The sequence below is a fragment of the Stutzerimonas stutzeri genome, assembly GCF_024448955.1.
GTDB lineage: Bacteria > Pseudomonadota > Gammaproteobacteria > Pseudomonadales > Pseudomonadaceae > Stutzerimonas > Stutzerimonas stutzeri_AQ.
On the sequence record NZ_JAMOIH010000016.1, the window covers coordinates 56,808 to 81,451 of the forward strand.

Here is a 24,644-nt window from a genome sequence, read left to right on the forward strand (position 1 = left end):
AAACCAAAACCCTGCCTTACAAAGTTAAAGTACTTTGTTAAGAGCAATAATATTTTGGACTAACAAGAAGGGGGATTACGGGGGAAGAAGTCGGAGAGTCGATCTGTAAGCCGGGTTCTGTCGAGGACAGTCATTCCTCTACGACAGCCATCGCTGACTGCCTCTAGCAACCTACCCGGATCCAGCGCGGGCCACGCCAATGGATCCCTATTTGGTCTTGCTCCAAGTGGGGTTTACCTAGCCACGGACTGTTGCCAGCCGCGCGGTGCGCTCTTACCGCACCTTTTCACCCTTACCGGCGCCGAAGCGCTTAGGCGGTTATTTTCTGTGGCACTTTCCGTAGGCTCACGCCTCCCAGGCGTTACCTGGCACTTCGCCCTATGGAGCCCGGACTTTCCTCCCTCCCTTTCTGCGAACAGAAAGGAACAGCGACTGTCCAATCGACTCTCCGGGCTCTAGGGTACTTTGCGCAACCCCAGCCTGCAAGCTGACAGATACTGTCCACCCGCTCCGTGCGAAGGTGAGGGCGACTACTGTTCCGAACCCTTTTCCTGCAGCGCGAGCTGGTAAAGCACGTTCTTTCTGACACCGGTAACTTCGGCGGCCACGGCTGCTGCACGCTTTACGGGCAACTCCGCCAACAACAAACGCAGCACACGAAGCGCATTCGCATCGACCGCCTCTTCGCCCTGTGGCACCTGCCAGCCGCCCAGCACCAGCACACATTCGCCACGTTGTTGATTGCTATCGGACGCCACCCAGGCGCGCAATTCAGCCAATGGCAATCCTTTCAGCGTCTCGAATGTCTTGGTCAGCTCACGCCCCAGAACAGCAGGCCGCTCTGGACCAAACACTTCCTCCATGTCGGTCAGGGAATCGAGAATACGATGTGGCGCCTCGTAGAAGATCAGCGTCCGCGGCTCCTCTCTCAGAAGCTCAAGACGAGCACGACGCGCGACCTGCTTTGCCGGCAGAAAACCTTCGAAGATGAAACGGTCAGATGGCAAACCCGCAGCGGAAAGCGCTGCAACAAGTGCGCAAGCGCCAGGCAGCGGAACAACTCTTATACCGACCGCACGCGCCTGTCTGACGAGGTGATAGCCGGGATCGGAGATCAATGGCGTGCCGGCATCGGAAATCAGCGCCACATCCTCACCGGCCAGAAGCCGCTTGATGAAGCGACCACCTTCGTCCCGTTCGTTATGCTCATGACACGCAGCCAATGGAGTGGAGATACCGAAGTGTTGTAACAGACGAGCCGAGTGGCGCGTATCTTCTGCCGCGATGAGCGCCACCTCGGTCAGCACGCGCAACGCCCGTGCACTGATATCTTCGAGATTGCCGATAGGCGTGGCGACGACATAGAGCGTGCCTGCAGCGGAATTCACATCATCTGGCGCAGTCACAGGGCGTACCTCAATCACGGAAAACGCGCATTGTAGCCCGTTTAGCGGTCACGACATCGCAGCCCCTGCAACCCTTGGGTACAATCCGCCGACACTCGCAGCGCCTCCAGGAATGATCACATGATGGCTCGCTTTCGCCCGCTTCTCTTCTTATGCATTGCCGCCGTGCTTTCGGCATGCGCCAGCTCGCCGTCCTCTACCCTGGGCGAGCTGCCGCGCACTCCCCAGGCGTCGACACAACAATTGCTGAAGGAAGCCGATGCCAGCGACCCGGCCGAAGCTGCACTGTTGCGTTTGTCGGCTGCCGACCAGAGCATCCAGCAAGGCAACCAGGCGCTGGCTCGGCAGATACTCGAACAAATCGATATCGAGCAGTTGATGCCGGCTCAGCAGATGTTCGCCAAAACCCTGGACGCGGAGCTGGCAATAGCGAACGGAGAGCCACAGCGCGCCCTTCAAGCCTTGCAACATCCCGCCTTCCAACGCCTCGCAGAGCTGCCGGTAGATCAGCAGCTGCGCACCCAACTGGCGCGCGCGCAAGCATTTGAAGCCAACGCCCAGCCCCTCGACGCGGCGCGCGAGCGCACTTTCATCGCACCACTCCTAAGCGGCGAAGCAGCGGAGCGGAATCATGAAACGATCTGGTCGCTGGTTTCGAGCCTGCCGGCAGATCAGCTACAACCGACCGCAGACGTGGATCTTTCCGGCTGGTTAGCGCTGGCCGCGACGGTAAAACAGGCCGGAACCATAAGTCAGCAGCAGCGGGCGATCGATGCCTGGGTGCAGCAGAACCCCAGCCATCCCGCCGCACGACGCCTGCCCGAGTCGCTGGTAAAACTCCGAGAGCTGGCAGACAAACCGCTGACGCACGTAGCGTTACTGCTCCCCATGGATGGCCCGCTGGCCAGCGTAGCGCGTGCACTGCGTGACGGTTTTCTCGCCGCGCATCTGGAAGCACAGCAAGATTTGAAAATCGAGCTGTTCGACAGCTCCCGCCTATCTTCGCTCGATGACTTCTACCGACAGGCAGAGGCGTCGGGAGTCCAGCTGGTCATTGGCCCGCTGGACAAGAAGATGGTGCACCAGCTGGCCGACCGCGAGCAGCTTCCGATAACCACCCTTGCTCTCAATTACAGCGACGCGAACCAGAAGGCGCCGCCTCAGCTGTTTCAGTTCGGCCTCGCTGCAGAGGATGAAGCACGCGAGGTTGCGCGCCGCGCCTGGGCCGATGGGCATCGCCGTGCAATAGCTTTGACGCCGCGGGGCGACTGGGGCAATCGCGTCTATGAGGCGTTTCGCCAGGAGTGGCAGGAACAAGGGGGAACCGTGGTTGCCGCCGCGCCGCTGGCCGAACCCGTCGAACTGGCCAATCAAATTGCCGACCTGCTGCAGGTACGCAGCAGCGGCGCCGCATCACAACCATCGCGCCGCCAGGACGTCGACTTCCTGTTCCTTGCGGCGACACCGCAGCAGGCGCAGCAGGTCAAACCCACGCTGATATTCCAATATGCCGGGGATTTGCCCGTATACGCGACCTCGCATCTGCACGCCGCAACCGACAATCGCACCCAATACCTTGACCTCGAAGGCATTCGATTCACCGAGACACCCTGGCTACTGAATGCCCAGCTACCCCTACGCCAGGAAATCGAACGTAAATGGCCACAAGCACGAGGAAGCCTGGGCAGGCTATACGCCATGGGCGCTGACGCCTATCTGCTCGCACCGCGCCTGAACCAACTGCTGGCGTTGCCGGAAACCCAACTCGACGGCCTGTCCGGCACGCTCAGTATCACCCCCGATCAGCGAATCGAGCGGCGCCTGCCATGGGCCGAATTCCACGATGGTGAAGTCCAACCGCTCGCGGACACTCCCTATTGAGTGCAACCAGCAAACAGATCAGCGGACAGCTCGCCGAGGAGTTCGCACAGCGCCACTTGCAACATCATGGACTGCGCCTGCTGTGTCGAAACTGGACATGCCGCAGCGGCGAGCTTGATCTGGTCATGCTCGATGGCGATACAGTAGTATTCGTCGAGGTTCGCTACAGGCGCCACGCCGCATGGGGTGGCGCTCTCGAAAGCGTCGACTTGCGTAAACAGCAGAAGCTGATCAAGGCAGCCCAGCTGTTCCTGCAGAAGGAGCCCCGCTGGGCGAGGCACCCATGCCGCTTTGACGTCGTCGCCATAGGGGCGACAGCGAACGCCTCGGAAAAGCCCAACTGGATCCGAAATGCGTTCGACAGCTGATTAGGACGCTCCGCCGCGCATCGCCAAACCGCATCTGACCAATTTCCTTACGGCGCGGCCCAAGCAGCCCAGCCCGTCACCTGAAGGTTAAACTCCGATGGACATGCAATCCCGTATACGTCAGCTCTTCCAGGCCAGCATCGAAACCAAGCAGAACGCCATGGAGGTGCTCGCCCCCAGTATCGAGCAGGCCGGACAGGTAATGGTCAACACGCTGCTCAGCGAAGGCAAGATCCTGACTTGCGGCAACGGTGGATCGGCGGGCGATGCGCAGCATTTCTCATCCGAGCTGCTGAACCGCTTCGAGCGGGAGCGCCCCAGCCTGCCCGCGATAGCCCTGACGACCGACAGCTCAACGCTGACCTCCATCGCCAACGACTACAGCTATAACGAAGTTTTCTCGAAGCAGATCCGCGCGCTGGGTCAGCCGGGCGACGTGCTGCTGGCGATCTCCACCAGCGGCAATTCCGCGAACGTCATCCAGGCGATCCAGGCTGCGCATGATCGCGAAATGGTTGTCGTCGCGCTCACCGGACGCGACGGAGGAGGAATGGCGTCTCTGCTGCTGCCAGAGGACGTCGAGATTCGCGTTCCGGCGAAAGTGACCGCCCGTATCCAGGAAGTTCACCTGCTCGCTATTCACTGTCTGTGCGATCTGATCGACAACCAACTGTTCGGGAGCGAAGAATGAAATCGGTTCGACTGCCTGTACTCACGCTTGCACTGAGCCTGGCCGTAACCGGCTGCAGCTCGGTTCTCACCGCCACGCGCAACGACCCCATCAACGACAACCGTGGAACCCGCACGATCGGTAGCAAGATCGACGATTCGCTGATCGAAACAAAAGCAGCCGTGAATATCGCCAAGGCCCATCCCGACCTGGATAAGGCATCACATATCGTCGTTACCAGCTATAACGGAGTGGTGCTGCTGGCCGGCCAGACGCCACGGGAAGAGCTGAAGCAAATGGCCGAGCAGGCCGCCAGTTCGGTACAGCGCGTCAAACGAGTACACAACGAGCTGCAAGTGCTAACGCCCTCTTCCGCCCTGGCTCGCAGTAACGACTCCTGGCTGACGACCAAGATCAAAGCGCAGATGCTTGGTGACGAAAATGTTCCGGGCTCGCGCATAAAAGTCATCACCGAGAACGGCATTGTCTATCTGCTGGGGCTCGTCACTCGTCAGGAAGGCAACCGTGCCACAAACGTGGTGCAGGGCGTTTCCGGCGTACAACGTATCGTTAAACTGTTCGAATATATCGATTAGAGAGTTGGAAGCTGGAAGCTGGAAGCTGGAAGCTGGAAGCTGGAAGCCAAGCGTATGATGGATATTGCCTTTGCAATCCACCATCGCTCTGACCCAGCCAGGTCTGCTTTTCGTTCAGCCTTTCAGCCAGCCTCAAGCGCGCCTTCCGGCTTCTCTATTTAACGACCTTCAAACTAGGACGGCCCCCAGAGGCCGGACGTGATGGTGCGCCTGCTCCAACCGAGGCATCATCGGTGGGCGCATCGTCATCCGGCGGGGTCTGCTCAATCTCGAACACCATGCCCTGCCCGTTTTCCCGCGCATAGATCGCCATGACCGCCGCGGAAGGGACATGCAGACTATGCGGAACGCCACCAAATCGGCCTTCGAACGTAATCGTCTGGTTGCTCATCTGCAGGCCACGAACTGCACTGGGTGCAACATTCAGCACGATCTGGCCATCGCTGGCAAAGCCATCAGGCACCTGAACACCTGGATAGTCGGAATTGACCAGCAGATGCGGAGTGCAATCGTTGTCCACGATCCACTCATACAACGCCCGAACCAGATAGGGACGACTTGAAGTCATATGCAGCCTCTCTTAGCGCATGCCGCGCTCAACGGCGGATAGACTGACCTGGAAGGCCTCGCGAGCGAAATTGGTTTCCATGTAATCGAGCAGCGGCTTTGCAGCCCGGGGCAACTCGATACCGAGTTTGGGCAAACGCCACAGGATAGGCAACAGACAGCAATCCACCAGACTGAACTCTTCACTCATGAAATAGGGCTTTTCGGCGAACACGGGCGATACGCCTGTAAGACTCTCGCGCAGCTCCTTACGAGCCTGTACCCGAACCGCCTCTGTAGTGCGGCGATCGAGAATTCGGTCCACCAGAGCACACCAGTCCCTTTGAACTCTATGCGCTAGCAGACGGGTATTGGCTCTTGCCACGGGATACACCGGAAGCAACGGCGGATGCGGATAGCGCTCCTCCAAGTACTCCATGATTACGCCTGGCTCATACAAAGCCAGATCACGATCCACCAGCGTAGGCACGCTGGCGTATGGATTCACCTCTGTCAGCCTGACAGGACAACGCACCGGATCGACGTCGATTATCTCGGCGTCGACACCTTTTTCAGCAAGCACATAGCGCACCCGATGCGAATAATGATCGGCGGGATCGGAATAGCAGGCCAACCGATTGGTCACGGCCATGGGGTCCCTCCTCATTGAAATTTATGGCGCAGCAGAAAAAAACGCGCGCCCAAAAGGGCGCGCGCAGGGTACCGCATAACAGCGAAGGATTAGTGGACGTCTTTCCAGTATTCCCGCTTGAGCAGATAGGCGAATACGAAGAAGACCGCCAGGAACAGCAGCACGTACGTACCGATGCGCTGGCTCTCCAGCTTGACCGGGTTGGCCGAGTAGGCCAGGAAGGTCACCAGATTCTTGATCTTCTCGTCGTACTCCGCTTCGGTCAGCTCACCGGTGCCCGGCACAACCGTCATTGCGTTGCAGTCTTCATGCGTGATCGGCGTCCCCGTCAGCGGATCAAACTGCTTGCGGCCATCCTCGACAACCTGGACCTGCTTGCAGGCAACCGACTCCCCTTCCGGCAACTTGCTCGGCAGGACCTGACGGCCTTGCAGCGGCGCCAGGACGTGCGGCATGCCCACGTTAGGGAAGACCGTATTGTTGACGCCATACGGGCGCGCCGGATCTTCGTAGAAGCTACGCATGTAGGAGTACAGCCAGTCGTTGCCACGCACTCGCGCTACCAGCGTCAGATCCGGCGGAGCCGCACCGAACCAGCCCTTGGCATCATCCGGCTTCATGCCGATTTTCATGTGATCGCCAATCTTGGCGTCAGTGAAGACGATATTGTCGAGCATGACTTCTTCTGGAATCCCCAGATCCGTCGCAACTCGCTCATAGCGCTGGTACTGCGCGCTGTGACAACCCATGCAGTAGTTGGTGAATGTTTTCAGACCGTCCTGCAGCGCTACCTTGTCAGTCAGGTCGATATCGACTTCATCAAGGTGAACGCCGCCACCCGCGGCGAAACCAAATGCCGGCACCAGTGCAAGAATCAATGCAGCAAATTGCTTTTTCATCAGCCAGCCACCCTTTGCGGAACTACTTTGGTCTTCTCGATCTTGGTGTAGAACGGCATCAGGATGAAGTAACCGAAGTAGATAGCAGTACAGATCCGAGATACCAATGTGCGCTCAGGAGTAGGAGACAGCACGCCAAGCACACCGAGGATGACGAAGGAGATACAGAACAGCACCAGCGCTACCTTGCTCATCCAGCCCTTGTAGCGCATGGACTTGACCGGGCTGCGATCCAGCCATGGCAGCACGAACAGCACCGCGATCGCCGCACCCATAGCGATTACACCCAGCAGCTTGTCCGGAACGGCGCGCAGGATCGCGTAGTAAGGCGTGAAGTACCAAACCGGTGCGATGTGTTCAGGCGTCTTGAAAGCGTTCGCTGCCTCGAAGTTAGGCTTCTCGAGGAAGTAACCGCCCATCTCGGGGAAAAAGAACACGACGGCGCAGAACACGAACAGGAACACTACCACCCCGACGATATCCTTGACCGTGTAGTAAGGATGGAACGGGATGCCATCGAGCGGCACGCCAGCCTCGTCCTTGGTCTTCTTGATATCCACACCCATCGGGTTGTTCGAACCCACTTCGTGCAGTGCCAGGATGTGCAGAACCACCAGGCCAAGGATCACGATTGGCAGCGCGATGACGTGCAGCGCGAAGAAGCGGTTCAACGTGATGCCGGAGATCAGGTAGTCACCGCGAATCCACTGGGTCAGGTCGGCACCGATGACAGGAATCGCACCGAACAGCGAAATGATCACCTGGGCGCCCCAGTAGGACATTTGACCCCAAGGCAGCAGGTAGCCCATGAAAGCCTCGGCCATCAGTGCCAGATAGATCATCATGCCGAAGATCCACACCAGCTCCCGCGGCTTCTGGTAGGAGCCGTAGAGGATGCCCCGGAACATGTGCAGATAGACGACGACGAAGAACGCCGATGCGCCGGTGGAGTGGAGGTACCGGATGATCCAGCCGTATTCCACGTCACGCATGATGTATTCGACGGATGCAAATGCACCTTCTGCGGACGGCTCGAAGCTCATCGTCAGCCAGATGCCGGTGAGAATTTGGTTGACCAGAACCAACAACGCCAATGAACCGAAGAAGTACAGGACGTTGAAGTTCTTCGGCGCGTAGTACTTGCTTAGATGGTCTTCCCACATCTTGGTCGCGGGGAAGCGCGCGTCGACCCATTCCATGAATTTGCTCATCACGCGCTCTCCTGATCCACGCCGATGACGACCAAAGAGTCCGTCTCGTAGGTGTGAGGGGGAACCGGCAGGTTCAAGGGCGCAGGCTGCCCCTTGTAGACGCGGCCAGCCATGTCATATTTCGAACCATGGCACGGGCAGAAATAGCCACCGAGCCAGTCGGCACCCAGATCAGGCGCCGCGACTTCAGGACGGAAGGACGGAGCGCAGCCGAGGTGCGTACAAAGCCCGACCACAATTAGCACTTCCGGCTTGATTGAGCGAACCGCCGGATCAACATAAGTTGGCTGTTCGGAAGCCTCGGAATTCGGATCAGCGACCGCATCGGTGAGCTTGCCCAGATTGGCCAACGCCTCCTCGGTACGACGCACGATGAACACCGGCTGACCGCGCCACTCGGCAACCATCTGCTGACCTGGCTCGATCTTGCCGATATTTACCTTAACCGGTGCACCGGCCGCCTTGGCTTTGGCACTCGGGAACCACGATCCCACGAACGGGACCGCGGCACCCACCGCTCCTGCAGCACCTACTACCGAAGTAGCGGCTACGAGGAAGCGACGCCGGCCAGCATTCACGCCGTCATTGCTCATTCAGTCGTCTCCCATCAGTTTCTTATGGCCTACCGAAAGCAGGCGTCTACTACGTGCGTCTACCGTAAAACTAGGCCGCGAAAAAATTCGCCAAATGGTAAAGAAAAGCCCCTTGCATGACAAGGTAATAACCGGACACAACCAGGCGCTAAGCCCCGAAAGTCGGGACTTTCTAAACGCGACACGCTGTCGCATGGATAAAAATCAGCCCAAAAAAAAACGCCCAACTTTGTATAAAGCTGGGCGTTTTTTGTGAAGCGGATTAACGCTTCGAGTATTGCGGACGCTTACGCGCCTTACGCAGACCGACTTTCTTACGTTCAACTTCGCGAGCATCGCGAGTAACGAAGCCAGCTTTGCGCAGAGCAGGACGCAGTGTTTCGTCGTAATCCATCAGCGCACGAGTAATGCCGTGACGGATGGCACCAGCCTGACCACTTACACCACCGCCAAGAACGGTAACGTAGATATCGAACTTCTCGACGGTTTCGGTCAATTCCAGCGGCTGACGTACGACCATCCGAGCGGTTTCGCGCCCGAAGAAGTTGTCCAGCTCACGGTTGTTGATGGAAATCTTGCCAGTGCCCGGGCGCAGGAACACGCGCGCGGTTGCAGTCTTGCGACGGCCAGTGCCGTAATTTTGAGTCGCCGACATAATGAACTATTCCGTTAAATCTTCAGTTCTTGGGGCTGCTGAGCGGTGTGCGGATGATTGGCACCCTTGTACACCTTCAGCTTACGATACATGTCGCGACCCAGCGGGTTCTTAGGCAGCATGCCCTTGACCGCGGTCTCGATCACACGCTCTGGCGCCTTGGCGATCAGCTTCTCGAAGTTGATCGACTTGATGCCACCCGGGAAGCCGGAGTGAGAGTAGTACATCTTGTCGGTGGTTTTCGCACCGGTAACACGCACTTGCTCAGCGTTGATAACAACGATGTAGTCACCGGTATCGACGTGAGGGGTGTATTCCGCCTTGTGCTTGCCACGCAGGCGGCTAGCGATTTCGGTTGCCAGACGACCCAGGGTCTGGCCGGCAGCGTCGACGACGAACCAGTCGCGCTTGACGGTTTCCGGTTTAGCAGTAAAAGTCTTCATTCGTTATAGCCTCAGGGGCCGCCCTGAAAATAAGACGGCGAATCTTACTGAATGGTGCTCGCCCTGGCAAGGCCAGGACAGCCGGAAACAGACGCTATCGGGGGCTCGGGTCAGCGCGTCCGCTACGGCAGTGTTCGGCAGGCTAGGCATCCCCTACCTTGGTTTTTGCGTCAGCGGGCTAGGCATCCCCGGCGACAGGCTGCGGAATTATCCGGATTACGCGCAAAATAGCAAGCACGTTCGAAGCCGAATCATCACGCATCGTGCCCCCATCGTCACCGCGGCATAATTGCGTGCCAGCCGTGAACCATCTCAGCTTGTTGATTGAAACGAAACTTATCGTCCGGCCCCATAATCCGATCCACCAACTCAACAGACAAGGGGAATCCGCATGGAACTGCGCCAACTTGGCCGCACCGAATTGAATGTCAGCGCGCTGTGCCTGGGCAGCATGACCTGGGGCGAACAGAACGATCAGGACCAAGCGTTCGCTCAGCTGGATCGCGCCAGAGCCGCAGGCATCAACTTCCTCGATACCGCCGAAATGTATCCAGTGCCGCCGCGAGCGGAAACCTATGCCTCCACCGAGCGCTACATTGGCAACTATTTCAAAGCTCGCGGGAATCGTGCCGAGTGGATTCTAGCTAGCAAGATCGCCGGACCCGGCAATGGAATCAGTCACATCCGTGACGGCCAATTGAAGATGAACAGGCAGCACATCGTTGCGGCCCTCGATGCGAGCCTTCAGCGCCTGCAGACGGACTGGATCGACCTGTACCAACTGCATTGGCCAGAACGCAGCACCAATTTCTTCGGCCAACTCGGTTACCGCCATCAGGATCAGGATTTTACGCCCATCGAGGAAACGCTCGAAGCCCTGGACGAGCAGGTAAAGGCCGGAAAGATCCGCCACATCGGTTTGTCGAACGAAACACCCTGGGGCACGATGAGGTTTTTGCAGCTCGCCGAAGCCAGAGGCTGGCCGCGCATCGTTTCGATCCAGAACCCCTACAACCTGCTCAATCGCACCTTCGAGGTCGGCCTGGCCGAGATGGCCATTCGCGAACAATGCGGGCTGCTGGCCTACTCGCCCCTGGCTTTTGGCATGCTTAGCGGCAAATACGAACAAGGCGCTCGACCGGCCGGAGCGCGGATCACGATGTTCAGCCGCTTTGCGCGCTATACCAATCCCCAGTCGCAAGCCGCCTGCTCGCGGTATGTGGCGCTCGCTCGCGAGCATGGTTTGGACCCGGCCCAGATGGCGCTGGCCTATGTCACGCAGCAGCCTTTCGTCACCAGCAATATCATCGGCGCCACGTCACTCGAGCAGCTGGAAAGCAATCTCGCCAGCGCCGAGTTGCGACTGTCAGCCGAGGTGCTTGAAGGCATAGAGGCGATTCACACCGAACAACCCAATCCCGCGCCCTGAGGAACACACAAAAGAGAACCAGAATATTGGTATCGCCATGATCGCCAAACCCAGCCCGCAAAAGCGAAGAGCCCGAACATGATTGCCGCCGAACTGCTCGCACCATCCAGCCTTTTTCTGGGCTGGTTGCTTTATGCCGCCGGGCTGTTTTGGGCCTGCGCGCGGGCGCCCTGGGTGGAACTGTTCAGCGATACCCGGCGCCAGCATCTAGTGTTCGGCGCCGTTCTGGCGATATTTCTACTTTGGCTAGTGCGTCGAGACTTCGATTCCGGGCTGTCCTTCCACTTCATCGGACTGACAGCCGTAACACTCTTGCTGGATTGGCCACTGGCAATCCTTGCCGCCTTCGTTGCCCAGCTCGGACTGACCGTTACGGGCCATCAACAGCTGGCAGCGCTCGGCCTGAACGGCATGCTGCTAGTGCTTATACCGGTGGCGGTGACAGAGTTCTGCGCCATTGCCGTCGAACGCACCCAGCCGCGAAACCTTTTCGTCTACATCTTCTTTTCTGGGTTCTTTGCCGCCGGCCTGGCAGCGCTTTTTTGCATTCTGGCCGGACTGGGAATCCTGTTGATCGATGGTCGCTACCCAATGCCTCCCTGGCTGGAAGACTTTGCCGGCTACATCTGGCTGGTGATGTTTCCCGAAGCATTCATCAACGGAACCGTCGTCAGCGCTCTGGTCGTCTTCTATCCGGACTGGATGGAAACCTTCAACCGCAGCCGCTACCTGCAAGCCCCTTGGAAAGACGACGGGAACAAGCAGGCGTGAGCCGCATACTCAGTGCTGACGAGGCGGTACGTCACCGGAAAAAAGGTCATCCTCCAGCTCATTGCCTGGAATCGCATGCTCTTCGGATGCCCAGGCGCCGAGGTCGATCAATTTGCAGCGCTCGGAACAGAACGGACGATTCGGACTCTTCACGCTCCACTCGACTGGCGCGCCACAAGTAGGGCATTCAACCGTAGTGCTCATTCCTGACCTCCTCGCAACGTCAGATAAAAATTGTGCAACCGCTCTACTTCGGCGCCTAGCCAAATCAGATCGCGGTCGTTGGACAGCACGTCGTCCGCATGACGCAAACGCTCCTCGCGGCTGACCTGGGCCTTGACGATGGCTTGGATCTGCGCCTCGCTGGACTGATCTCGCCGGACGGCACGCTCGACCTGCACCGCTTCGGGCACATCAACAACCAGCACGCGGTCGACCTGACGATACTGGCCGGACTCCACCAGCAGCGGCGATACCATGATGGCGTAGGGAGAGGCTGCCCGGGCGAGGTGGTCAGCGACTTCCTGGCGAATCAGCGGATGAAGTAATTCTTCAAGCCACTTGCGCTGAGCCAGGTCCTGGAATATCCGCTCACGCAGCACTGCACGATCCAGACTGCCATCAGATGCAAGAACCGCCTCGCCGAAGCGCTCGGCGATCAACCTCAACGCCGGCTTGCCAGGCTCCACCACCCAGCGCGCGGCATGATCGGCATCCACCCAGTGCACCCCGAGCCGCCCGAATTCTTCCGCCACAGCGCTTTTGCCGCTGCCGATACCGCCAGTCAAACCAAGCACCCATGGCTTCATCACGCACCGCCCAGACCAGAAACGACGCGCAGTAGTAACGCCTGATCAGCGTGGATGCAAGTTGACGGTGCTCATGGACAGCAAAAATCGTGATCGATGCAGGCCTGCCTTTGGAATGAAGAATTGCGGGCTTCGAGCCGGCAACAAGCCTTTTCGCCGCGGGGCGCGCCTCCCACCGAAGCGGTATAGCGCGAGCCCTCTACGGATGAGCCGTTTTGTGGAAGGCCCGCCTCAGGGCGAAATGCTGTTCACTTAGGCGTTTAGGCAAAGCACCACGGCAGATGGTCCCACCTGTAGGAGCGAGCTTGCTCGCGAAGCTTTTGCGTGGCCTGGGTTCGCGAGCAAGGACTCGGCGTCCCCCTCGCTCCTACGAGGCAGCGGGGTTCGCTTAGGATTGATCGCACTTACGCTCCGCGCCTGCCTCTCGGCAAGCACAACGCTCGGATCTAGAACCCGGCGAACTGCAAATAACTAGACGTGATCTGGTCACCCCACAGCAGGGCGATCCAGCCAGCGATTGCCAGATAAGGCCCAAACGGAATGGCTGTGCCGCTATCGGCTTTCTGCGCACGCAGCATGATGGTGCCCAGCACTGCCCCAACAACAGAGGACAGCAGAATGGTCAACGGCAAAACCTGCCACCCACCCCAGGCGCCGAGCATCGCCAGCAACTTAAAGTCGCCATAGCCCATGCCCTCCTTGCCGGTCACCAGCTTGAACAACCAGTACACGGACCAGAGACTGAGATAGCCAGCAACCGCCCCCCACACCGCATCAGGCAGCGTAGTGAACAAGCCGAACAGATTGACGAGCAATCCCAGCCACAGCAGTGGCAACACGATGGAGTCTGGCAGCAGCTGGTGATCGACATCGATCATGCTCATCGCCAGCAGCCCCCAGGTCAGCAGCAACATCGCTCCAGCCTGCCAGGTGAAGCCGAAATGCCAGGCGACGTAGCCCGAGAGCAGCCCGCACGCCAGCTCAACCAACGGGTAGCGCTTGCTGATCGGCGCCTTGCATGACGAACATTTGCCGCGCAGCGCCAGCCAACTCACCAATGGGATGTTCTCCCACGGCCGAATTTCGTGATCGCAATGCGGGCAATGGGAATGAGGGAGAACCAGATTGAACGTCGTGGCAGGCTCGCCAGGCAACTCGAGAAACTCACGAGCCTGAGCGCGCCAATCGCGCTGCATCATGATGGGTAGGCGGTGGATCACAACGTTGAGGAAACTGCCGACCAGCAGCCCCAACACAAACACACAGAAAACAAAGGCCAGCGTATTGCTGGCCAGAAAACTAACTATGTTCATTATTCAAACCACAGCGCCCAACTGGAAGATCGGCAGGTACATGGCAATGATCAAGCCACCCACCAGTACACCCAGAACGGCCATGATCATCGGCTCCATCAACGCCGTAAGGCCATCGACCATATTGTCGACTTCGTCTTCATAGAAGGTCGCCACTTTGGCGAGCATTTCATCCAACGAGCCGGATTCTTCGCCAATGGCCGTCATCTGAATGGCCATGCTGGGAAAAGTGCCGGTGGTCCGCATGGAGAAATTCAGCTGCATACCGCTGGAGACGTCGCTCTTCACTTTCATCGTGGCGTTGCGGAACACCACGTTACCGGTAGCGCCCGCCACCGAATCCAGCGCATCCACAAGCGGCACACCGGCGGCAAAGGTCGTCGAAAGCGTTCGAGCGAACCGCGCCACGGCGGATTTATAAAGAATGTCGCCTACGACCGGCACCTTGAGCAGCACCCGGTCGAACCAGTTGCGAAACCGCTCGGACTTGCCGTGCGCCGTCTTGAACGCATAAGCAGCCCCGAACAGAGCGAGCAATACCAGATGCCACCAGGCTTGCAACGCCTCAGAAATCCCGATGACCATCAGCGTAAACGCAGGCAGTTCGGCACCGAAGTTGGCAAACACATCCTGGAACTGAGGCACCACCTTAATCAACAGAATCGCCGACACGATGATCGCCACCAGAACAACCGCGATGGGGTAATTCATCGCCTTTTTGATCTTGGCTTTGAGCGCCTCGGTCTTTTCCTTATAAGTCGCAACGCGATCCAACAAGGTTTCCAGCGAGCCGGACTGCTCACCCGAGTCGACCAGGTTGCAATACAGATCATCGAAGTACTGCGGCTTCTTGCGCAACGCCGCAGCAAAGCTGTTACCCGCCGCGACTTCCTGTTTCAGGTCGTCTACAAGCTTGCGCATGTTCGGGTTATCGAAACCCTCGCCGATGATGTCGAACGACTGCAGCAGCGGCACGCCGGCTTTCATCATGGTTGCCATCTGCCGGGTGAACAGGGCGATGTCCATCGGCTTGATCTTCTTGCCGGCGCTGAACAGCGACACCGACTTCTTGCGGACCTTCTGTGGGTTGACACCCTGCTTGCGCAGTTGCGCCTTGACCAACGCAGGGCTGACGCCGCTCAGCTCGCCCTTTATCTTTGCGCCTTGCCTGTTGGTGCCTTCCCAGGTGAAAACACTGGTTTTTACCGCTTTCTGCGCCATGTTAGTCCTTGGTCACCCGGTTGACTTCTTCCAGGCTGGTCACGCCCTGCATGGCTTTCACCAAAGCCGAAGTTCGCAGATCGTTGAAGCCGTCTTTACGCATCTGGGTGGAAATATCGATGGAATTACCGTCCTCCATGATAATCCTGGCCAGTGCCGGCGTGTTTTTAACCACTTCATAAATACCGACACGGCCTTTGTATCCACCCTTGCAATTGTCGCAGCCGACCGGGCCGTAGATTTTGAAGGTACCGATTTTATCGGCAGGGAAGCCTTCTTCCAGTAGGGCCTCCCTTGGCAGTTCCACTTCTTTCTTGCAGCTATTGCACAGCTTGCGCGCCAGCCGCTGGGCGATTATCAGGTTCACCGAAGTCGCGATATTGAATGCCGCGACGCCCATGTTGCGCAGCCGCGTCAGGGTTTCCGCTGCGCTGTTGGTGTGCAGCGTCGACATCACCATATGCCCGGTCTGCGCGGCCTTGATGGCAATTTCGGCGGTTTCCAGGTCTCGGATTTCCCCCACCATGATGATGTCCGGGTCCTGGCGCAGAAACGCCCGCAGCGCCTGCGAAAAATCCATGCCCTGCCGAGGATTGACGTTGACCTGGTTGATACCCTCGAGGTTTATCTCCACCGGATCTTCCGCTGTGGAAATATTCACATCCACCGTATTAAGGATGTTCAGGCCGGTATAAAGGGAGACCGTCTTGCCCGACCCGGTAGGGCCGGTCACCAGGATCATGCCCTGCGGCTGTTGCAGCGCCTGCATATACAGCGCCTTCTGATCTTCCTCATACCCCAACGCATCGATGCCCATCTGTGCACTGGATGGATCGAGAATCCGCATCACGATCTTCTCGCCCCACAGCGTCGGCAGCGTGTTCACCCGAAAGTCGATGGCCTTGGTCTTGGACAGCTTCATCTTGATCCGCCCGTCCTGCGGCTTGCGGCGCTCGGAGATATCCAGCCCGGCCATCACCTTCAAGCGTGCAGATATGCGGGGCGCCAGTTGGATCGGTGGGCGAGCGACTTCATGCAGAATGCCATCCGTGCGAAGCCGCACACGATAGGCTTTCTCGTAGGGTTCGAAGTGCAGGTCCGACGAGCCGCCGCGAATGGCATCGAGCAGCATCTTATTGACGAAGCGGACGACCGGGGCGTCATCGGCAGCCTCGCCGCCCTCATCTGTTTTTCCATCCTCGTTGACGGTCTCGACATCCACGCCATCCAGATCGACCTCACCCAGGTCTTCCAACCCGGTCGCGCCGCTCTCGTACAGCTTGTCGATGGCCTCGCCCAGCTTGTCGTCTTCCACCAGGATCGACTCGATGGTCAAACCGGTGCTGAACTGGATATCGGCGATCGATTGATGGTTGGCGGGATCGGAGATGGCAACGTAGAGCTTGGTGCCGCGCCTGGAGAGCGGTAGAACACGGTGCTGCCGCGCCAACTTCTCGCTGACCAGATCTTTCGGTAGCGAGTCTTTATCTAGCGCGGACAAATCCAGCAATGCAACACCGAACTGATCGGACGCAAGCTCGGCTATGGCGCGGCCTTTGGCCAACTTGTTCTGCACGACATAAGTAACAAAGGGTGTTTTGCCGCGAATCGCCTGCGCCTGCGCCTGCTGGGCTGTTTTTTCGTCCAACACACCGGCCACGACCATCTGCCGTGCCAGTCCGGATAGGGAAATGTGTTCGCTCATGGCGGCCTCGCTCCAATCTATGCCCGCCTTATAGCCTAGATGCCGGTGGCTGCAAACAAGGTCAGCGGCGAGTGACGTTCTTGGTCACATATCGCCGGCAAAGAGTCAGGCTTGAGGTGCAACGTAGCGACTTGGTATCGGTACATGGAGCCAAGAGAAGCGGGTTGCGCTCGGGGAATAGCGCTCGGTGGCAGCAAGAGATTGAGGCACTTCACAGTCTTGACCGCTGCGCTCCAGCCAAACGAGAGCTGGCACGCCAACTGCTTTAGGTCTGACAGGCTCAAAGCCTTAACACTTAAAGGAGATACAAATGAAAGCTCAGATGCAGAAGGGTTTTACGCTTATTGAATTGATGATCGTTGTGGCGATCATTGGAATTTTGGCGGCGGTGGCGATTCCGGCTTACCAAGACTACATCGCACGCTCTCAAATTTCGGAAGCGTTCTCGATGACTGCAGGAATGAAAACTGCTATCGCAGAATATGGTCAAACTAATGGCATCTATCCAGGAGCCGCTACAGCCCCATCAATAACCGATCTCGCGGTAGCCGGTCAGTATTCTAACGCTGCGGTAACCGCCGATACCGGCGTTATTACCGTGACCATGGGTGCTGCTGGTACCGTCAATGCGAATATCGCGGGGGGCATCATCACGCTGACCCCTCCTGCCCTGAACACCGATCCAACCTCGTTCGACTTCGCCTGCGCCTCTACGAACGTAGAACAGAAGTATCTGCCAACAACCTGCACTGGAATATAATATTTCGCTACGGCGGATCACTTTTCGTAATTCGTAAGATGGATTAGCGAAGCGTAATCCGTCGCTCACCGCGAACCTGCTGTCCGCCGCTGCAAACTAAACGCCTCGCCTTCGTGCGGGGCGTTTTACTGTTTATCGCGGTATGACGGATCGCTTTCCGTATGATGGAATCGCCAAAGGCGCTTCCGTCGCTTGCCACGAAACGGCGACATCCTTCGTCCCAACACCGCAACCGCACCCACCCACTCGAATGTCGGATTACGCCTTCGGCTAATCCAACCTACGTTGGCTGAACATTTTCGGCGCGGCGGACCGGCTTCCCATGAACGCCGTAAGACGGATCAATTCGTAGGATGGATTAGCGAAGCGTAATCCGTCGTTCACCGCGAACCTACTGCCTCCGCCGTTGCAAACTAAACGCCTCGCCATCGTGCGGGGCGTTCTGCTGTTTGGGTGTGGTAATACCGCTTATTGCGGCGGATCGGTATGGCGGATCGGCATCCGTATGATGGAATCGCCGAAGGCGCTTCCATCGTTTACCGCGAACCGGCTGCATCCACCACCCAACACCGCAACCGCACCCACTCACTCGAACGTCGGATTACGCCTTCGGCTAATCCAACCTACCTCGACTGAACATCGCGGTACGGCGGATCGGCGTCCGTATGATGGAATCGCCAAAATCGCTTCCATCGGTTACCGCGAACCAACTGCATCCACCACCCAACACCGCAACCGCACCCACTCACTCGAACGTCGGATTGCGCCTTCGGCTAATCCAACCTACCTCGACTGAACATCGCGGTACGGCGGATCGGCGTCCGTATGATGGAATCGCCAAAGGCGCTTCCATCGGTTACCGCGAACCAACTGCATCCACCGCCCCAACACCGCAACCGCACCCACTCACTCGAACGTCGGATTACGCCTTCGGCTAATCCAACCTACTCGACTGAACATCGCGGTGTGGCGGATCGGCGTCCGTATGATGGAATCGCCGAAGGCGCTTCCGTCGTTTACCGCGACTGGGCCACACCTCCAACGGCTGATCCAACTTACACTTTTGGCTCATTAATACGTCGAGGGGGCAAGGATGCCTAACTATCGTCGCGCCCTGGTTCCAGGGGCGAGCTGGTTTTTTACGGTGAATCTTCTTGAGCGGCGCGGCAATGATTTACTGGTGCAACACATCGATGTTCTGCGGACTGCCGTCCGGAGCGTGCATCGACTCCATCCCTTTACTATCAATGCCTGGGTGGTTTTACCCGAGCATATGCATTGCGTCTGGACACTACCGCCGGGTGATGCGGACTATTCGCTGCGTTGGCGCTTGATCAAAACGTTCTTCAGCCGCGCCTTGCCCCTGGACGAATACCGTTCGGCTGTACGCCTGCATCGCGGCGAGCGGGGTATCTGGCAGCGCCGTTATTGGGAACACCTCATCCGTAACGAAGCCGATTTCCGGCGGCATATGGATTACGTGTATGTAAACCCACTCAAGCATGGCCTGGTTCGGCGCGTTGGGGATTGGCCCTATTCGAGCTTTCACCGCGACGTTCGTGCCGGGCTGTACCCTGCCGACTGGGCGGGCGATCCGGAGCTTGTATTGCCAAGAGCCAAGCGTTCTACTCGCGGCCTGATGCATCCTTCTCCGTAGGATGGAATCGCCGAAGGCGCTTCCGTCGTTTACCCCGAACCGGCTGCATCCATCGCCCAACGTCGAAACCGCACCCACCCTCCGAAGGTCGGATTACGACTTCGGCTAATGCAACCTACGTAAGGCATTGACGGGCTATCGCTGGCCCTCACGCAGCCTGCTGGGCTAGCATCGGTCCCTTCTTGCCGCGAGACATGTCGCAGGCGATACCGATTTTTCAGGAGGAACCATGCCCTTTACCGTTTACCTGTCCGGGGAAATCCATACCGACTGGCGCGTTGAAATCGAGCGTGGCGCCAAGGCCGCCGAACTGGATGTAGTCTTTACTTCCGCCGTAACGGATCACGAAGCCAGCGATGCCGCCGGCGATTGCCTGGGCGCCGAGCCTAATGGCTTCTGGCGCGACCATAAGTCGTCCAAGGTAAACGCGATCCGCACCAAGACGCTGATTCAACAAGCCGATCTGGTGGTGGTGCGCTTCGGCGACAAGTACAAGCAATGGAACGCCGCATTCGACGCCGGTTACTGCGCAGCCCTGGGCAAGCCTTATGTGACGCTCCATGGCGACGACATCGTGCATCCCCTGAAGGAAGTCGACGCAGCCGCCATGGCTTGGGCGACCACCACCGAGCAGGTCGTGGAGATTCTGAAATACGTGGTGCGCGACTGATACGGCTGGTTTGCAGGCTGAGCGATGGCCTGTATTCCCCACAGGATGTTTTTCGGCGAGCCCGGAATTGGCCTTGCCAAGACGGAGGAAAGCGAAGCACCACATTGATCGTAGGGTGCGTTCCACGCACCGAGCGGTATCAGGACGGGAACAAGCCATACCTGGCGTCACGTCTACTGGCTTCAGCATTTTCCGGTGCGCGGAGCGCACCCTACAAAAGTCCGGTTTCTGATGCGGCAAAACAAAACGCCTTGCAGTTCAAACTGCAGGGCGTTGTCGTTACCGGTACTAGATCAGATCGCGCCGCGCTGACGCAGCAGATCGATGACCTGCTTGGCACCCTCTTCCACCGTCAGCGACTCAGTGTCGATCACCAGATCGGCATTGCCCGGCACATCGTAGGGGAAGGACTCGCCGGGAATGTTGTCATCGCCAGCAGCGTACAAGCCTTGCGGATCGCGTTGCTGACAGGTCAGCGGCGAAGCCTGGACATAAACCGTAAGCAGGCGATCCGCACCTACCAACGCCTTGGCCTGTTCGCGGCCTTCGGCATCCGGTGCGACGAAGGCCGCCAGGGTCAAAAGACCCGCCTCGTTGAACTGGCGCGCCACTTGGGCGGCACGGCGCCAATTCTCGGTGCGACCGGCACGGTCCTGCGGCAGGCCCTTGTTCAGGTCGTGGCGCAGGTTCTGGCCATCCAGTACGTAAACAGCCCGCCCCATATCGAACAGTTTGCGCTCCACGGCGTAGGCCAAGGTGCTCTTGCCGGCACCGGACAGCCCGGTAAACAGCACAGTGGCAGGTTGCTGGCCAAAGCGGATCGCGCGCTCTTCGGTCGATACGTGAGCCAGCGCACCGTGATGCCCAGTAGAACCATGAGCAAGCGGATCAGCGATGATCATGCCGGCACCAACGGTGCCGTTGGTGAGCCTGTCGATGACGATGAATGAGCCAGTGGTGCGGTTCTGCGCGTAGCCATCCAGCGCGATCGGCGCATCCAGGCTGACCTTGACGCGACCGATTTCGTTGAGCTGCAGGCTGCTCGACGCACCATGCTCCAGAGTATTGACGTCGACGCTATGGGTGATGCTGGCTATCGAGCCCGGCACATAGCTGGTGGCGCGCTTGATGTCGTATTTCTTGCCCGGCAGCATCGGCTCTTCGCCCATCCATACGAGCATGGCCTCGAAGCCGTCGGCGATGCGTGGCTGGTTGTCGGCGTGAACCAGCATGTCGCCACGGGACACGTCGATCTCATCTTCCAGCGTCAGGGTGATCGCCTCGCCCGGCGTGGCCTGTTCCAGCTCGCCATCGAAGGTGACGATGGACTTGACCTTGCTGCGCTTGCCGGACGGCAGGACCGTCACCTCATCACCCTTGCGCACGACGCCACTGGCAAGCGTGCCGGCGAAGCCGCGGAAGTTGAGGTTGGGACGGTTGACGTACTGCACCGGGAAGCGCAGATCTTCGAAGTTGCGGTCGCCAGCAATCTCGACGCTTTCGAGAATTTCCATCAGCGACTGACCTTCATACCAGGGCGCACGCTCGGAGCGATTGACCACGTTGTCGCCCTTGAGCGCCGACATCGGCACGAAGTGCAGCGAAGACGGTTGCAAGTCGATGCGCTCGGCGAAGTTCAGATAATCAGCCTTGATGCGCTCGAAAACGGACTGATCGAAATCCATCAGATCCATCTTATTAACGGCGACGACGATGTGCTTGATGCCCAACAGCGAGGTGATGAAGCTATGGCGCTTGGTCTGGGTCTGCACGCCGTAGCGGGCATCGACGAGGATGATCGCCAGGTCGCAGGTCGAGGCGCCGGTAGCCATGTTGCGGGTGTACTGCTCATGGCCGGGCGTATCGGCAATGATGAATTTGCGTTTGGCGGTAGAGAAATAGCGGTAGGCGACATCGATCGTGATGCCCTGCTCGCGCTCGGCCTGCAGGCCGTCGACCAACAGTGCCAAGTCCACGTCATCGCCGGTGGTTCCAGACTTTTTCGAGTCACGGGTGATCGCTTCGAGGTGATCTTCATAGATCATCTTCGAGTCGTGCAGCAGGCGCCCGATCAGGGTGCTCTTGCCGTCGTCGACGTTGCCGCAGGTCAGAAAGCGCAGCAACTCCTTGCGCTCGTGCTGGGCCAGGTACGCGAGGATGTCCTCGCTGATCAAATCAGACTGATGAGACATGGTGCGGAATCCTTAGAAGTAGCCCTGACGTTTCTTTTCTTCCATCGACCCGGCGCCATCATGGTCGATGACACGGCCCTGGCGCTCGGAAGTACGGGTCAGGAGCATTTCCTGGATGATCTCGGGCAGGGTCGAGGCGGTGGATTCCACTGCACCGGTCAGCGGGTAGCAGCCGAGGGTGCGGAAGCGAACCATGCGTTTTTCGATGCGCGCCTTTTCCTCGTCGGTGAGGTGTTCGAGGATGCGCTCGTCGTCGATCATGATCAGGGTGCCGTTCTTCTCGATGACTTCGCGCTCGGCAGCGAAGTACAGCGGCACGATCGGGATCTGTTCCAGATAGATGTATTGCCAGATGTCCAGCTCGGTCCAGTTTGACAAAGGGAAAACGCGGATGGACTCGCCCTTCTTCACGTTGCCGTTGTAGACATTCCACAGCTCTGGGCGCTGGTTCTTCGGGTCCCAGCGGTGCTTGCTGTCGCGGAACGAGTAGACGCGCTCCTTGGCACGGGACTTCTCTTCGTCGCGGCGGGCCCCGCCGAAAGCAGCGTCGAAGCCGTGCTTATCGAGCGCCTGTTTGAGGCCCTCGGTCTTCATAATGTCGGTGTGCTTGGCGCTGCCGTGAGTGAACGGATTGATGTCCTGCGCGACACCATCCGGATTGACGTGGGTGATCAGATCCAGATCCATTTCCGCGACCATTTTCTCGCGGAATCTGTACATTTCCTGGAATTTCCAGCGCGTGTCGACGTGCATCACCGGGAACGGCAGACGACCGGGAAAGAAAGCCTTACGTGCCAGATGCAGCATCACGGCGGAGTCTTTGCCGATGGAATAGAGCATTACCGGATTATCGAATTCGGCGGCCACTTCACGAATGATGTGGATGCTTTCCGCTTCCAGCTGTTTCAGATGCGTCAGTTTGTCGACCATAGCTACTCACGAATTGGCAGATGGACGGCCGGCGGGCCGGAGCGAGGGCGCAACTTTAACACGGCACAAAATTCTAATCAGGCCGCTGCTTAGAACGAAATTGACTAAATTTATGCCGCAGCAACTTGGCAAACGGGAGCGGCTCATGGGTTCTTTCAGCTGCGAGGCCAAGCTCATGGCCCAGAACAAGCCGTCCGCTGATACAGCGCTGCCGGTGCACAGAGCGAGTTCAATTGCCATAGGCAGTGTGCGCTTATCGTAGGGTGCGCTTTGCGCACCAAGGCAGCGTCTCTAGCGACCTAAGCCGGATTGGGGCAATCGATGAACAGATGCTCGACGGCAAACCGTTTCGCCAGGTAATCACCCAGCGCCTGAACGCCGTAACGCTCGGTGGCATGGTGGCCGGCGGCGAAGAAGCTCAAGCCGTTTTCACGTGCGATATGCACCGTGGGTTCCGAAACCTCCCCAGTCAGGTAGGCATCGACACCTGCTGTCACCGCCTTGTCGATGTAGCCCTGGGCGCCGCCCGTGCACCAGCCGATGCGTCTGATCGGTCTCGGACCTTCGACCATCAGCGGTTCACGCCCGAGCGCGACCTTTATTCGCTGCATGAAATCAGCAGGCGCAAGCGGTACGTCGAGCGAGCCGACGAGACCGACCGAGCGAGGATTGTCGGGTTCCAGAGGCCCTTCAACGGTGAGGCCGAGCAGCCGCGCCAGCTGCACGTTATTGCCCACCTCCGGGTGCACGTCGAGCGGTAGGTGATAGGCAAGCAGGCTGATGCCATTGCTGAGCAGCGTCTTTAGCCGGCGTTGCTTGATGCCAACGACGCGCGGGTCTTCGTTCTTCCAAAAATAGCCGTGATGCACCAGCACTACGTCGGCCTGCGCCTCGACTGCGGCATCGAGCAGCGCCTGGCTGGCGGTCACACCGCTCACGATGCGGCTTACCTGCGGCCGGCCCTCTACCTGCAAGCCGTTGGGGCAATAGTCGGCTATCTTGGCGACGTTCAGATAGCGGTCGGCTTCTTCGACCAGCGTGCTCAGCGCAACGGCCATGCGTACATCCTCTTGGCAAATTCAGGGTCTCGGGCCGACTGCGGTGTACGGATGACCGCGCGATGAACGACCTGAAACGACATGGCTGAAACCACCTCACCGGCTCGGCGTAGAATCGCCATCGGCAAGGCTGCAATTCGCAGCCAGCTTCGTATAATGCCGCCACCTTAAGGGGCGCAACCGCCCTCCGCAACCTGTCCGGATTTCTA

At 58.6% G+C, this 24,644-nt stretch carries 25 protein-coding genes and 1 other RNA gene; 9 read left to right on the plus strand and 17 right to left on the minus strand.

Features of this window, described 5'->3' with window-relative positions:
* Nucleotides 1–90: 90 nt before the first annotated feature.
* Together rnpB and rsmI are read right to left on the minus strand one after the other, a co-directional pair.
* Nucleotides 91–448: RNase P RNA component class A (rnpB, locus tag NA645_RS16590), an RNA gene on the minus strand.
* A gap of 82 nt (nt 449–530) precedes the next feature.
* Nucleotides 531–1,406, minus strand: coding sequence for a 16S rRNA (cytidine(1402)-2'-O)-methyltransferase (rsmI, locus tag NA645_RS16595; RefSeq protein WP_336605272.1), 876 nt, complete (start codon nt 1,404–1,406; stop codon nt 531–533).
* Between the two features lie 120 nt (nt 1,407–1,526).
* On the opposite strand from rsmI, the gene NA645_RS16600 reads away from it, so the two are divergent.
* The 4 genes from NA645_RS16600 to NA645_RS16615 all read left to right on the plus strand — a co-directional run bounded on the left by NA645_RS16600 (nt 1,527) and on the right by NA645_RS16615 (nt 4,921).
* Nucleotides 1,527–3,287, plus strand: coding sequence for a penicillin-binding protein activator (locus tag NA645_RS16600; protein WP_256049866.1), 1,761 nt, complete (start codon nt 1,527–1,529; stop codon nt 3,285–3,287).
* A complete protein-coding gene (locus NA645_RS16605; protein WP_256049867.1) occupies nt 3,284–3,655 on the plus strand; it encodes a YraN family protein in 372 nt (123 codons plus the stop codon). The genes NA645_RS16600 and NA645_RS16605 overlap by 4 nt, the downstream gene beginning before the upstream one ends.
* Nucleotides 3,656–3,752: 97 nt before the next feature.
* Nucleotides 3,753–4,346, plus strand: a complete 594-nt coding sequence (locus tag NA645_RS16610) for a phosphoheptose isomerase (protein ID WP_131649943.1) — start codon at nt 3,753–3,755, stop codon at nt 4,344–4,346.
* Nucleotides 4,343–4,921 (plus strand): BON domain-containing protein, encoded by a 579-nt coding sequence (locus NA645_RS16615; RefSeq protein ID WP_256049868.1) that lies wholly within the window; start codon nt 4,343–4,345, stop codon nt 4,919–4,921. The genes NA645_RS16610 and NA645_RS16615 overlap by 4 nt, the downstream gene beginning before the upstream one ends.
* A gap of 154 nt (nt 4,922–5,075) precedes the next feature.
* Here NA645_RS16615 and NA645_RS16620 read toward each other — a convergent pair whose 3' ends face one another.
* The 7 genes from NA645_RS16620 to rplM all read right to left on the minus strand — a co-directional run bounded on the left by NA645_RS16620 (nt 5,076) and on the right by rplM (nt 9,920).
* Nucleotides 5,076–5,489: a ClpXP protease specificity-enhancing factor gene (locus tag NA645_RS16620; protein WP_256049869.1), complete on the minus strand. Its 414-nt coding sequence runs from the start codon at nt 5,487–5,489 to the stop codon at nt 5,076–5,078.
* A 12-nt stretch (nt 5,490–5,501) separates the two neighbouring features.
* On the minus strand, nt 5,502–6,119 hold the full coding sequence (locus tag NA645_RS16625) for a glutathione S-transferase N-terminal domain-containing protein (protein WP_256049870.1): 618 nt from the start codon (nt 6,117–6,119) through the stop codon (nt 5,502–5,504).
* An 89-nt stretch (nt 6,120–6,208) separates the two neighbouring features.
* Nucleotides 6,209–7,018 carry a cytochrome c1 gene (locus NA645_RS16630; protein WP_131649939.1) on the minus strand — a complete coding sequence of 270 codons (810 nt, stop codon included), beginning with the start codon at nt 7,016–7,018 and terminating at the stop codon, nt 6,209–6,211.
* Nucleotides 7,018–8,229, minus strand: a complete 1,212-nt coding sequence (locus NA645_RS16635) for a cytochrome b (RefSeq protein WP_256049871.1) — start codon at nt 8,227–8,229, stop codon at nt 7,018–7,020. The genes NA645_RS16630 and NA645_RS16635 overlap by 1 nt, the downstream gene beginning before the upstream one ends.
* The gene (petA, locus tag NA645_RS16640; protein WP_256049872.1) at nt 8,229–8,822 is read right to left on the minus strand and encodes a ubiquinol-cytochrome c reductase iron-sulfur subunit; all 594 of its coding nucleotides are present in this window, start codon (nt 8,820–8,822) and stop codon (nt 8,229–8,231) included. The genes NA645_RS16635 and petA overlap by 1 nt, the downstream gene beginning before the upstream one ends.
* A gap of 262 nt (nt 8,823–9,084) precedes the next feature.
* Nucleotides 9,085–9,477, minus strand: a complete 393-nt coding sequence (gene rpsI / locus NA645_RS16645) for a 30S ribosomal protein S9 (protein ID WP_131649936.1) — start codon at nt 9,475–9,477, stop codon at nt 9,085–9,087.
* Between the two features lie 14 nt (nt 9,478–9,491).
* Nucleotides 9,492–9,920, minus strand: coding sequence for a 50S ribosomal protein L13 (gene rplM, locus NA645_RS16650; RefSeq protein ID WP_019342644.1), 429 nt, complete (start codon nt 9,918–9,920; stop codon nt 9,492–9,494).
* Between the two features lie 391 nt (nt 9,921–10,311).
* Between rplM and NA645_RS16655 the strand changes: the two genes are divergently transcribed.
* A complete protein-coding gene (locus NA645_RS16655; protein WP_256049873.1) occupies nt 10,312–11,349 on the plus strand; it encodes an NADP(H)-dependent aldo-keto reductase in 1,038 nt (345 codons plus the stop codon).
* Nucleotides 11,350–11,427: 78 nt separating this feature from the next.
* Nucleotides 11,428–12,120 carry an energy-coupling factor ABC transporter permease gene (locus NA645_RS16660; RefSeq protein WP_256049874.1) on the plus strand — a complete coding sequence of 231 codons (693 nt, stop codon included), beginning with the start codon at nt 11,428–11,430 and terminating at the stop codon, nt 12,118–12,120.
* Between the two features lie 9 nt (nt 12,121–12,129).
* Here NA645_RS16660 and yacG read toward each other — a convergent pair whose 3' ends face one another.
* From yacG to pilB, 5 genes are all read right to left on the minus strand, one after another.
* Entirely contained in the window at nt 12,130–12,324 is a 195-nt protein-coding gene (gene yacG / locus NA645_RS16665) for a DNA gyrase inhibitor YacG (protein WP_256049875.1), read from the minus strand.
* Nucleotides 12,321–12,929, minus strand: coding sequence for a dephospho-CoA kinase (coaE, locus tag NA645_RS16670; protein ID WP_256049876.1), 609 nt, complete (start codon nt 12,927–12,929; stop codon nt 12,321–12,323). The genes yacG and coaE overlap by 4 nt, the downstream gene beginning before the upstream one ends.
* A gap of 446 nt (nt 12,930–13,375) precedes the next feature.
* Entirely contained in the window at nt 13,376–14,242 is an 867-nt protein-coding gene (locus tag NA645_RS16675) for a prepilin peptidase (RefSeq protein ID WP_256049877.1), read from the minus strand.
* Between the two features lie 3 nt (nt 14,243–14,245).
* Nucleotides 14,246–15,463: a type II secretion system F family protein gene (locus NA645_RS16680; protein ID WP_256049878.1), complete on the minus strand. Its 1,218-nt coding sequence runs from the start codon at nt 15,461–15,463 to the stop codon at nt 14,246–14,248.
* 1 nt (nt 15,464) lies between these two features.
* Complete coding sequence (gene pilB / locus NA645_RS16685; protein WP_256049879.1) at nt 15,465–17,168, minus strand: type IV-A pilus assembly ATPase PilB; 1,704 nt, start codon at nt 17,166–17,168, stop codon at nt 15,465–15,467.
* Between the two features lie 310 nt (nt 17,169–17,478).
* Between pilB and NA645_RS16695 the strand changes: the two genes are divergently transcribed.
* The 3 genes from NA645_RS16695 (at nt 17,479) to NA645_RS16705 (ending at nt 20,255) form a co-directional block, all read left to right on the plus strand.
* On the plus strand, nt 17,479–17,928 hold the full coding sequence (locus NA645_RS16695) for a pilin (protein WP_272892115.1): 450 nt from the start codon (nt 17,479–17,481) through the stop codon (nt 17,926–17,928).
* Between the two features lie 1,093 nt (nt 17,929–19,021).
* Entirely contained in the window at nt 19,022–19,585 is a 564-nt protein-coding gene (locus NA645_RS16700; RefSeq protein ID WP_135265933.1) for an REP-associated tyrosine transposase, read from the plus strand.
* A gap of 229 nt (nt 19,586–19,814) precedes the next feature.
* Nucleotides 19,815–20,255, plus strand: coding sequence for a YtoQ family protein (locus NA645_RS16705; RefSeq protein WP_256049881.1), 441 nt, complete (start codon nt 19,815–19,817; stop codon nt 20,253–20,255).
* A 293-nt stretch (nt 20,256–20,548) separates the two neighbouring features.
* Here NA645_RS16705 and cysN read toward each other — a convergent pair whose 3' ends face one another.
* From cysN to NA645_RS16720, 3 genes are all read right to left on the minus strand, one after another.
* The gene (gene cysN / locus NA645_RS16710; protein WP_256049882.1) at nt 20,549–22,447 is read right to left on the minus strand and encodes a sulfate adenylyltransferase subunit CysN; all 1,899 of its coding nucleotides are present in this window, start codon (nt 22,445–22,447) and stop codon (nt 20,549–20,551) included.
* Between the two features lie 12 nt (nt 22,448–22,459).
* Complete coding sequence (cysD, locus tag NA645_RS16715) at nt 22,460–23,377, minus strand: sulfate adenylyltransferase subunit CysD (RefSeq protein WP_256049883.1); 918 nt, start codon at nt 23,375–23,377, stop codon at nt 22,460–22,462.
* A gap of 299 nt (nt 23,378–23,676) precedes the next feature.
* On the minus strand, nt 23,677–24,435 hold the full coding sequence (locus NA645_RS16720) for a Nif3-like dinuclear metal center hexameric protein (protein WP_256049884.1): 759 nt from the start codon (nt 24,433–24,435) through the stop codon (nt 23,677–23,679).
* Between the last annotated feature and the right edge of the window lie 209 nt (nt 24,436–24,644).

Coding starts and splice junctions, on each gene's coding strand:
- NA645_RS16600 (WP_256049866.1), top strand. CDS start 1,527: ATGATGGCTCGCTTTCGCCCGCTTCTCTTCTTATGCATTGCCGCCGTG.
- NA645_RS16610 (WP_131649943.1), top strand. CDS start 3,753: ATGGACATGCAATCCCGTATACGTCAGCTCTTCCAGGCCAGCATCGAA.
- NA645_RS16615 (WP_256049868.1), top strand. CDS start 4,343: ATGAAATCGGTTCGACTGCCTGTACTCACGCTTGCACTGAGCCTGGCC.
- NA645_RS16620 (WP_256049869.1), bottom strand. CDS start 5,489: ATGACTTCAAGTCGTCCCTATCTGGTTCGGGCGTTGTATGAGTGGATC.
- NA645_RS16625 (WP_256049870.1), bottom strand. CDS start 6,119: ATGGCCGTGACCAATCGGTTGGCCTGCTATTCCGATCCCGCCGATCAT.
- NA645_RS16630 (WP_131649939.1), bottom strand. CDS start 7,018: ATGAAAAAGCAATTTGCTGCATTGATTCTTGCACTGGTGCCGGCATTT.
- NA645_RS16635 (WP_256049871.1), bottom strand. CDS start 8,229: ATGAGCAAATTCATGGAATGGGTCGACGCGCGCTTCCCCGCGACCAAG.
- petA (WP_256049872.1), bottom strand. CDS start 8,822: ATGAGCAATGACGGCGTGAATGCTGGCCGGCGTCGCTTCCTCGTAGCC.
- rpsI (WP_131649936.1), bottom strand. CDS start 9,477: ATGTCGGCGACTCAAAATTACGGCACTGGCCGTCGCAAGACTGCAACC.
- rplM (WP_019342644.1), bottom strand. CDS start 9,920: ATGAAGACTTTTACTGCTAAACCGGAAACCGTCAAGCGCGACTGGTTC.
- NA645_RS16655 (WP_256049873.1), top strand. CDS start 10,312: ATGGAACTGCGCCAACTTGGCCGCACCGAATTGAATGTCAGCGCGCTG.
- NA645_RS16660 (WP_256049874.1), top strand. CDS start 11,428: ATGATTGCCGCCGAACTGCTCGCACCATCCAGCCTTTTTCTGGGCTGG.
- yacG (WP_256049875.1), bottom strand. CDS start 12,324: ATGAGCACTACGGTTGAATGCCCTACTTGTGGCGCGCCAGTCGAGTGG.
- coaE (WP_256049876.1), bottom strand. CDS start 12,929: ATGAAGCCATGGGTGCTTGGTTTGACTGGCGGTATCGGCAGCGGCAAA.
- NA645_RS16675 (WP_256049877.1), bottom strand. CDS start 14,242: ATGAACATAGTTAGTTTTCTGGCCAGCAATACGCTGGCCTTTGTTTTC.
- NA645_RS16680 (WP_256049878.1), bottom strand. CDS start 15,463: ATGGCGCAGAAAGCGGTAAAAACCAGTGTTTTCACCTGGGAAGGCACC.
- pilB (WP_256049879.1), bottom strand. CDS start 17,168: ATGAGCGAACACATTTCCCTATCCGGACTGGCACGGCAGATGGTCGTG.
- NA645_RS16695 (WP_272892115.1), top strand. CDS start 17,479: ATGAAAGCTCAGATGCAGAAGGGTTTTACGCTTATTGAATTGATGATC.
- NA645_RS16700 (WP_135265933.1), top strand. CDS start 19,022: ATGCCTAACTATCGTCGCGCCCTGGTTCCAGGGGCGAGCTGGTTTTTT.
- NA645_RS16705 (WP_256049881.1), top strand. CDS start 19,815: ATGCCCTTTACCGTTTACCTGTCCGGGGAAATCCATACCGACTGGCGC.
- cysN (WP_256049882.1), bottom strand. CDS start 22,447: ATGTCTCATCAGTCTGATTTGATCAGCGAGGACATCCTCGCGTACCTG.
- cysD (WP_256049883.1), bottom strand. CDS start 23,377: ATGGTCGACAAACTGACGCATCTGAAACAGCTGGAAGCGGAAAGCATC.
- NA645_RS16720 (WP_256049884.1), bottom strand. CDS start 24,435: ATGGCCGTTGCGCTGAGCACGCTGGTCGAAGAAGCCGACCGCTATCTG.